This is a genomic window from Chitinophaga sp. CB10 (genome assembly GCA_001870995.2).
In the GTDB taxonomy this organism is placed as follows: Bacteria; Bacteroidota; Bacteroidia; order Chitinophagales; family Chitinophagaceae; genus Chitinophaga.
In genome coordinates, this window is the sequence record MLAV02000014.1 from 113,969 (window position 1) to 122,204 (window position 8,236).

4 protein-coding genes are annotated in these 8,236 nt (G+C 54.4%); all 4 read right to left on the reverse strand.

Annotated features, from left to right (window positions below; translation table 11 throughout):
• Positions 1–6: 6 nt before the first annotated feature.
• The 4 genes from BOC67_RS18880 to BOC67_RS18895 are packed head-to-tail and all read right to left on the reverse strand — an operon-like array spanning position 7 to position 7,884.
• A complete protein-coding gene (locus BOC67_RS18880) occupies positions 7–1,638 on the reverse strand; it encodes an arylsulfatase (protein ID WP_291912411.1) in 1,632 nt (543 codons plus the stop codon).
• Between the two features lie 16 nt (positions 1,639–1,654).
• Complete coding sequence (locus BOC67_RS18885) at positions 1,655–3,310, reverse strand: arylsulfatase (protein ID WP_291912412.1); 1,656 nt, start codon at positions 3,308–3,310, stop codon at positions 1,655–1,657.
• Between the two features lie 19 nt (positions 3,311–3,329).
• Positions 3,330–4,787, reverse strand: a complete 1,458-nt coding sequence (locus tag BOC67_RS18890) for a RagB/SusD family nutrient uptake outer membrane protein (protein ID WP_291912413.1) — start codon at positions 4,785–4,787, stop codon at positions 3,330–3,332.
• Between the two features lie 43 nt (positions 4,788–4,830).
• Positions 4,831–7,884 carry a TonB-dependent receptor gene (locus BOC67_RS18895; RefSeq protein WP_291912414.1) on the reverse strand — a complete coding sequence of 1,018 codons (3,054 nt, stop codon included), beginning with the start codon at positions 7,882–7,884 and terminating at the stop codon, positions 4,831–4,833.
• Between the last annotated feature and the right edge of the window lie 352 nt (positions 7,885–8,236).

Consider the following 8,236-nt stretch of genomic DNA (forward strand, 5'->3'; position numbering starts at 1 on the left):
CATTGTTTACCGGGAGCCCCTTTTGTTAAACGACGCTTCAATCGGGTTCGCCCCTTTAATATCATCATAATTCACCACCCCCGTCTTCTTTGCCCATGCAAAGTAAGCGGCGGACAGCTCATTGACCACCTGCGTATTTTTCGCCGCCACGTCATTGGTCTCTCCCCGGTCATTATCCAGGTCATACAACTCCCAGCGGTAGGATGGATAGGTGGATACCAGCTTCCATTTACCCTTGCGAACGGCCCGGTTACCGGCTCTTTCCCAGAAGATAGGCTCTTCCCGGTTGATCGGTTTGTTGTTGAAAAACAGGCCCGTCAGGCTCTTGCCCGGCAAAGGATGAGGCGTTACGCCATTGTATTGCTGCGGGTATTTCACGCCGGCCACTTCGTAAAAAGTAGGCGCCAGGTCAATCAGGTGGGCCGTACCCTGGGAAATAGTGTTAGCCGGAATTCTACCGGGAAACCATGCGATCAGCGGGGAGCTGATACCGCCTTCATACATAAAGTTTTTAAATGCCCGGAATGGCGTGTTGGATACAAACGACCAGTTCTTTCCCTGGGATTCAAAGGAGCCGGAAGTGCCCACCGGCCCGAGGTTGCGGGCTGCCTTAGCGCCGCCATGCGCCACATCTTCCGCCGGCGCGCCGTTATCGGATATAAATACGATGAGGGTATTGTTATCCTGCTTTAGCTCCTTCAGTTTGGCCAGTACCTGTCCTACGCTTTTATCCATATGGTCTACCATGGCGGCATATACTTCCATCTTGGCTTTCCAGAGCTGTTGCTCGTCGTAGGTCAGGCTGTTCCATTCCGGCACATCCGCGTCCCGCGGGGCTACCGTTTGCCCGGGGGCAAGTAATCCCAGGCGGCGTTGTTTGGCCAGGCGCTCCTCCCGGAGGGAATCCCAGCCGATGTCGTACCGGCCTTTGTATTTGGCGATATCTTCCGGCAACGCCTGCAGCGGCCAGTGCGGCGCGTTGAAAGCGAGGTAAAGGAAAAACGGTTTATTGCTGTTGCGTTGCGCTTCCAGGTATTTGATGGCGTGGCCGGCAATTTCATCCGTGAAGTAATAACTGTCGTCCGCAGGGTGCAGGCGCTGGTTGTTTTCCTCAATGATCACCGGGTACTGGCGGCCAAACAGCGGCATAGGGTTGGCGTTGAAGTAGTTGGCCCCGCCGCCGATGACCCCGTAGAACTGGTTAAAGCCGCGCTGGTTGGGCCACGACAAGCTATCGTTACCCACATGCCATTTGCCGGACATCAGGGTGTTGTAACCGCCGTTGCGCAGCACTTCCGCCAGCGTGAGGGATTCTTTATTCAGATACCCCTGGTAGGCCGGCAGCCCCAGGTTCACGTCAAAATAACCCACGCCTGCCTTGTGCTGGTATTGCCCGCTGAGCAGGGATGCCCGCGTAGGCGCGCAGATGGAGTTGTTGTAAAATTCCTTCAGCCGCAAACCCTCGCTGGCAAGGCGGTCCAGGTTGGGCGTATGGATTTCGGAGCCGTAGCAGCCGAGGTCGGAATACCCCATGTCATCCACCATAATCAAAATGATATTCGGCTTTTTTTGTTGGGCGGCCAGGTAGGCGGGAGTAGCCAGCATCCCTGCCATGGCCAGTATGATCCATTGTTTCATGTCGTTGTGTTGATGGTTATCTGTTTTCTCTTCGTCTGTTTTGCGGCGCAGCAGTGGTATTGGCGCCGGTAGGCGCGGCAAATCCCTGGTTGCCCTGCGGTTTGATTTTTTCGTAGTCTACCACATCGTTGGCTTTAGCCCATTTTGCATAATCGGCCGCCAGTTCCTTCACTACTTCCGGATGCGCGCCTGCCAGGTCCCGGGTTTCGGCGCGGTCCGCCGCAATGTCGAACAGCTCCCATTCCCTGGAAGGATAGGAGGATACAATCTTCCACTTACCCTTGCGTACGGCCCGGTTGCCGGCACGTTCCCAGCAAAGCGGCTGCGGGCGGCTGATCGCGGTTCCTTCCCTGAAAAGTCCGGCCAGGCTTACGCCCTGCAGCGGGTTGGTTTTTACCTGCTGATAGGTAGCCGGGTACTGCGCGCCGGCAAACTCATAAAAAGTAGGCGCCAGGTCAATCAGGTGAGCCGTACCGGTTGCAATACTGCCGGCCTTGATCGTACCCGGGAACCAGGCAATGAGGGGCGAGCTGATGCCGCCTTCATAAGCGCTGGCTTTATACGAACGGAATGGCGTGTTGGAAACATGCGCCCAGCTTTGCTCCTGGTAGTCGTAGGAGCCGGCGGTGCCGATGGGGCCGGAGCTGCGCGGTCGTTTGCGGCCGGTGGGGATAAAGCCGCCCTGGGCGCCGTTATCGGAAATAAATACGATCAGCGTATTATCGTCTTTTTGCAGGGCCTTCAACGTTTGCAGTATCTTCCCAACGCCCTGGTCCATCCGGTCGATCATGGCCGCATATACCTCCATTTTCCTTTGCCATAATTGTTGCTCATCCCAGGTAAGGCTCTCCCATGCCGGCACTTCAGGGTCCGGCGCGATGGTGCTGTTAGCGGGGATCAGCCCCAGCTCCTTTTGCCTCGCAAAGCGCTCGCTCCGTAAGGAATCCCAACCGATGCTGTATCGCCCCCTGTAACGGGCGATGTCCTCCGGTTGCGCCTGCAGCGGCCAGTGGGGCGCGTTGTAGGCCACGTACAGGAAAAAGGGTTTGTTCGTTTTACTTTGCTCTTCGAGGAACTGTACGGCATGGCCGGCAATTTCATCTGTGAGGTACTTGCCCGGCGCCAGGTTGATGCGCTGATTGTTTTCTACCAGCGGCACAGGCGGCGCCTTGTCCGTATAGCCGTGGATGTCATAGTAGTTGCTCGCGCCCCCGATAAAACCGAAGAAGCGGTCAAACCCGCGTTGATTGGGCCAGGCAATACTATCATCGCCCACATGCCATTTGCCGGACATCAGCGTGCTGTAACCCGCCTGTTTCAATACTTCCGCCAGCGTCAGGGATTCCCGGTTCAGGTAGCCCTGGTAGGCCGGCAGGCCGAGGTTGACGTTGAAGTAACCTACGCCTGCCTTATGGTTACTCTGCCCTGTGAGCAGGGAGGCGCGGGTGGGCGCGCAGATGGAGTTGTTGTAGAATTCTCTCAGCCGCAGCCCTTCAGCCGCCAGGCGGTCGAGGTTGGGCGTATGGATTTCAGAACCATATGCCCCGATGTCCGAGTAACCCATATCATCCACCATGATGAGGATGATGTTGGGCTGCTTTTGTTTTTGTTTTTGCGCAAAACTGACAACACTGCATCCGAGTAGTGCCAGCGACAGGATTTTTATTTTCATATCAGGCGAATTGGCAAGGTTAGTAATTGATCCAAAGCGAGTCCTGTTTCAGGTTCGGGTTGAGGTTCAGCTCCCGCTGCGGCGTCGGGAAATGTATATGCCGCGGAGCTGCCAGCGTTTTACCGGCGGCCTTTAATACTTTCACGTAATAGTCCGGCCCCCGCCGCACCAGGTCAAACCAGCGCTGGTACTCATACACAAACTCCTTTCTTCTCTCCTGGAAAATGGAATCGCGGAAGGCGTCCGCGCTGAGGCCCGGCGCCACATCCTGCAGTTTGGGAATGCCGGCGCGGGTGCGTACCTGGTCGATATACGTATAGGCTTCCGCGTTAGGGCCATGATTGATTTCATTCAGCGCTTCCGCATAAATGAGTAATACATCCGCATAACGCAGTATCGGCAGGTTAACGGAGGATTGCCCCTGGTTGCCTACCACCGCCGGATCATAGTATTTGTTGAAATGCGGTTCAAACGTATAGGTTTTGCCATCCAGCGGGCTCGTCATCTGCGTTACAAACGTCACCGCTTTGCGGGCGTCCGTATTGCTAAAGGATTCGTATAGCCCTCCCTGTTTGTGCAGCGCGTCGGCGTAATCCCCGTTGATGCCCGGCACTTCGTTGGCGGCGGAGCGGCTGGCAAGGCTGTTGCCCTGGTAGCCGGCGTTGCCCTGGAACTGCGCGGAAAAGATGTGCTCTTTGCCGTTTTTCTTATTCACTGCAAATACATCCGCAAAGTTGTCAAACAACGCATACCAGTTTTTATCGATCACTTCTTTACTTTTAGCGGCAGCCTGTGGCCAGTTTTTTTGCGTGAGATACACCTTCGCAAGCAAGCTTTTCGCAGCGCCGCTGTTGGCGCGGCCTACCCCTGTCGCAGCCGGAGCGGGGAGGCGCTCCGCGTCCTGCAGGTCTTTGATGATCTGCGCATATACTTCCGCTTCGGAAGATTTTGCTACGTATAACGCCGCAGGGTCCAGCGATGCCGGCGTATGCAACACCAGCGGCACGCCGCCAAACCAGCGTACGAGGTTGAAGTAATGCAACGCCCGCAGGAACTTCGCTTCATTGATCAGCCGGGTCCGCGCATCTTCGGTAATGTTCTCCTTTGCAATCGCCGTGATTTTATCGATGGCCAGGTTGGAGGTATTGATCCCATCATAACTCTGCTTCCAGAGTTGTTCCATACGATCGTTGGAGGCGTCATGCGTAAGCCCTGAAATAGCGCGTACGTGGGCGTTCCGGGCACGCGGCCCGGCTTCGTAATCGTCCGTTGCCATTTCTACGCCAATCTGGAAAAGGCTGTTGTACAGGGATTGCCCGGTTTCGTATAGTTTGCGGTAAGCGGCTACCACTGCGGCATCCGCCTGCGCTTCGTTCTTGTAAAAGTTGTCGGATGAAATGATTGCTTTCGGATGTTCATCCAGGCTGGAGCAGGCCGTGAGCGCGAGCGCCAGCAGGGGGATATATGTTAGTTTCATGATGTCGGAATTGATGAATAATAAAAGTCTGCCAGCAGGTTTTCTACAGCGTCACCCGTATGCCCGCGCTCAGCGTGCGGGATACAGGATATATCCCCGCATCCGTACCCGGCGATACATTGCTGCCGCTGGTGATCTCGGGATCAAAGCCGGAATAGCTCGTCCAGGTGAGCAGGTTTTGCGCCGTCACATAGAGGTTCACGGCCGATATCTTGCCCGTCCATGCCTTGGGCAGGGTATATCCTAACGTTACGTTGCGCACCCGCAGGAAAGAACCGTCTTCGATGAACCGGTCGGAGAAGACGGGCGCAGGGTCCAGCTTAGCGCGGGGAATCGTTTGGCTGGGATGCGTGGGCGTCCACCGGTCCAGTGCGGATGCGGCCGCGTTTTGCTGGCCGGTAAAGAGTTCCAGGTTCTGGCGGTTCGTGTTCAATACCTGGTTACCATAGGAGCCTTGCAGGAATATGGAGAGGTGAAAGCCCCGCCAGGTAAAATTATTCGTCAGGCCGAATATAAAATCCGGTTGCGCATTGCCGATAATCGTACGGTCGTTGGCGGTAGTAAAGACGCCGTCCCCGCTGATGTCTTTGTACAGCCTGTCGCCCGGCTTAGGCGCTGCGTTGCCGGTAAATTTCCCCTTCTCTTTTTCTTCGCCCGTTTGCAGGATGCCGTCGGTCACGGTGCCATAAAAACTACCCAGCGGCTCGCCTACTTTGATGATGTAATTTCCGCTGATATAGGAGGCCGCGCCGTTGCCGATGGTAATCACTTTATTGCGGTTGAAGGAAATATTAAAGTCCGTATTCCAGCCCAATTCGCCCACCAGGTTTTTACTGTTCACGGTTACTTCAAACCCTTTATTGGCCACGGTTCCAAAGTTTTGCAGTCCGCTCGCAAAGCCTGACGTCCAGGGGATCTCCACATTCAGGAGCAGGTTGGAAGTCCGTTTGTAATAAGCGTCCAGTGAGAGGTTCAGGCGACTATCGAACAGGCCGATGTCTATACCGCCGTTGTATTGGTACGTGGTTTCCCAGCCCAGTTGATCGTTCGGAATGCGGGAAGGCGCAAACCCGGTTACGATGGTATTGCCAAATAAATATCCAAGGGAATATAGGGTGGAGAGAGATTGATATTCGCCGATTTCGAGGTTGCCCGTAGAACCAAAGCTCGCGCGTAATTTAAATTCCGGGATCTCACGTGCCAGGGATTTGAAAAATGGTTCATTACTAATCCTCCAAGATATGGCCGCGGAAGGGAAGCGGCCCCATTTGTTGCCTTTTCCAAACCTGGAAGAACCATCCGCGCGGATGCTGGCCGTAATGTAATAACGGTTGTTGAAGTTATAGTTAACGCGGGCCAGGTAGGAGTGCAGTACCCATGCGGAAGCGTCGGAGCCGGGCCTGTCGATAGTGGCGCCGCTTTGCAGGCTGTTGTAGCTGAGGTCATCGGTTACGAACTGCCGCGCGCCCGCCGTTACCAGCTCCATGTTAAATTCCTGCTGGGTAAAACCTGCCAGTACATCCACGTTGTGTTTGCCGAAGGAGCGGTTGTAATTCACTGTATTTTCATTCAGCCAGGAATAGGCGTTATAGGAGCCTCTCGCGGCAATGCCTTTTGTTTGTGAGCCTTCGTAGATATAGGAAGGGATGTAACTTTTTTCCACCGTGTTATTCACATCTGCGCCAAGCAATACTTTAATACGCAAACCTTCTGTGAGGTTGTACTCAGCAAAGCCCGTTGCCAGCAGGCGGTTGGCGGTGGACTTATTCTGCGTTTCGTTCAGCGTGGCAATGGGATTGGCGAAAATATTTTCGAACGGATTACGCAGTGTGTAACTGCCATCCGGTTCGTATATGGTGGCAGTAGGCGGCATGATGAGCAGGGAGTTGATAATACCGGCTGGCGCCACGTTCGCATCGGATTTGCTGGCAGTGAAGCTGGCGCTTACTTTCAGCCTGTCTAACGGATTCGCATCTACGTTGGCGCGGAGGGAAATACGGTCAAAGTCCGTATGACGGATAATCCCGTCCTGCTTAAAATAGTTGCCGCTCAGCAGGTACCTTGTTTTGGCATTGCCGCCGCTGATGCTCAGCTGATGGTTTTGCGAGCCCGCCGTGCGGAAGGCGGCATCCTGCCAGTCGGTGCCTGCCCCCAGTTTATCTATCTGCTCCTGGGATAGGTATTGGTATTTTCCTTTGGATGGATCGGTATCATACAACGCGTCGTTGCGGAGGATGGCAAAGTCATGCGCATTGAGTACATCCACTTTTTTGCGCAGCGTCTGCGAGGCATAGCTGCCTTCGTACACGATATTATTCCTGTCTGCCTTCCCTTTTTTGGTAGTGATGATCACCACCCCGTTAGCGCCACGGGAGCCATAGATGGCAGTAGCGGAAGCGTCTTTAAGGATGTCGATGCTTTCGATGTCTGACGGGTTGATACTGGCAAGCGGGTTTGCCGGCACGCCGCTGATCACGCCGGCGGAAATGCTGTTGTTATACACGGGGAAGCCGTCTATCACATACAGCGGTTCGTTGCCGCCCTGTATGGAGCTGCCGCCGCGGATGCGGATACTCACGCCGCCGCCGGGCTGCCCGGAAGTTTGCGTTACCTGTACGCCGGATACGGCGCCTTTCAGCGCCTGGTCAATAGAGCTAACGGGTTGTTTGAGTTGCGCATTGCCTACGCTGGAAATAGCGCCGGTAAGGTCGCTCTTCTTTTGTACGCCATATCCTACCACTACCACATCGTTGAGCTGGGCCTGCGCGCTTTCCAGCGCGATGGTGATATTCCCGGTGTTGGCGATGATTTCCGCTTTTTTGTAACCGATATAACTGACGATGAGCGTGTAGGGGAATTTTTGCCCGGTAACAAAAGCGAAGCGTCCTTCCGCATCGGTGGCTACGCCGTGCGTAGTGCCTTTGATGTTGACTGCAGCGCCCGGCAGCGGCTCTCTCGTTTTGGCATCCACCACGATGCCGCTTAAATGTGAATTGATCAGCGGCGTAGTACCCTGCGCCAGCAAAAGGGCAGGCAATAGCAATAGTAGAGATAACCCGGTCAGTACCAGGTTACCGCCATGTATATATTTTTTCATGACAGACAATAGTTAGGCGCATGCGGATGCAGTTCCGCAAAAAAAGCAGGGGATAAGCCGTTGTTTTAAGCAAAACAACCCCGGGTTACCCGGTAAGGTAACCTAACATTATCCATTGCCCCTGGCAACTGATGCTCCTTTGCGAGCTACCATCCGCTACAGGCGCGTGAGAAAGTAAATAGTTTACGGGAAGCAATTACATCTTACAACAACATACAGAACAGCACCTGGCTCCGTAAAAATGGATAGAGAATAGACTGGTTGACATCTTTTCAGTTTTATAATTGATAAATCCTGTTGGGGAAATAAGGCGCTGCCATAACGCATTTTATTGGGTGGTGCTAAAAATGTG

Bases quoted from the DNA above. Each gene is read 5' to 3' on its own strand.
- BOC67_RS18880 (WP_291912411.1), bottom strand. From the start codon at position 1,638: ATGAAACAATGGATCATACTGGCCATGGCAGGGATGCTGGCTACTCCC.
- BOC67_RS18885 (WP_291912412.1), bottom strand. From the start codon at position 3,310: ATGAAAATAAAAATCCTGTCGCTGGCACTACTCGGATGCAGTGTTGTC.
- BOC67_RS18890 (WP_291912413.1), bottom strand. From the start codon at position 4,787: ATGAAACTAACATATATCCCCCTGCTGGCGCTCGCGCTCACGGCCTGC.
- BOC67_RS18895 (WP_291912414.1), bottom strand. From the start codon at position 7,884: ATGAAAAAATATATACATGGCGGTAACCTGGTACTGACCGGGTTATCT.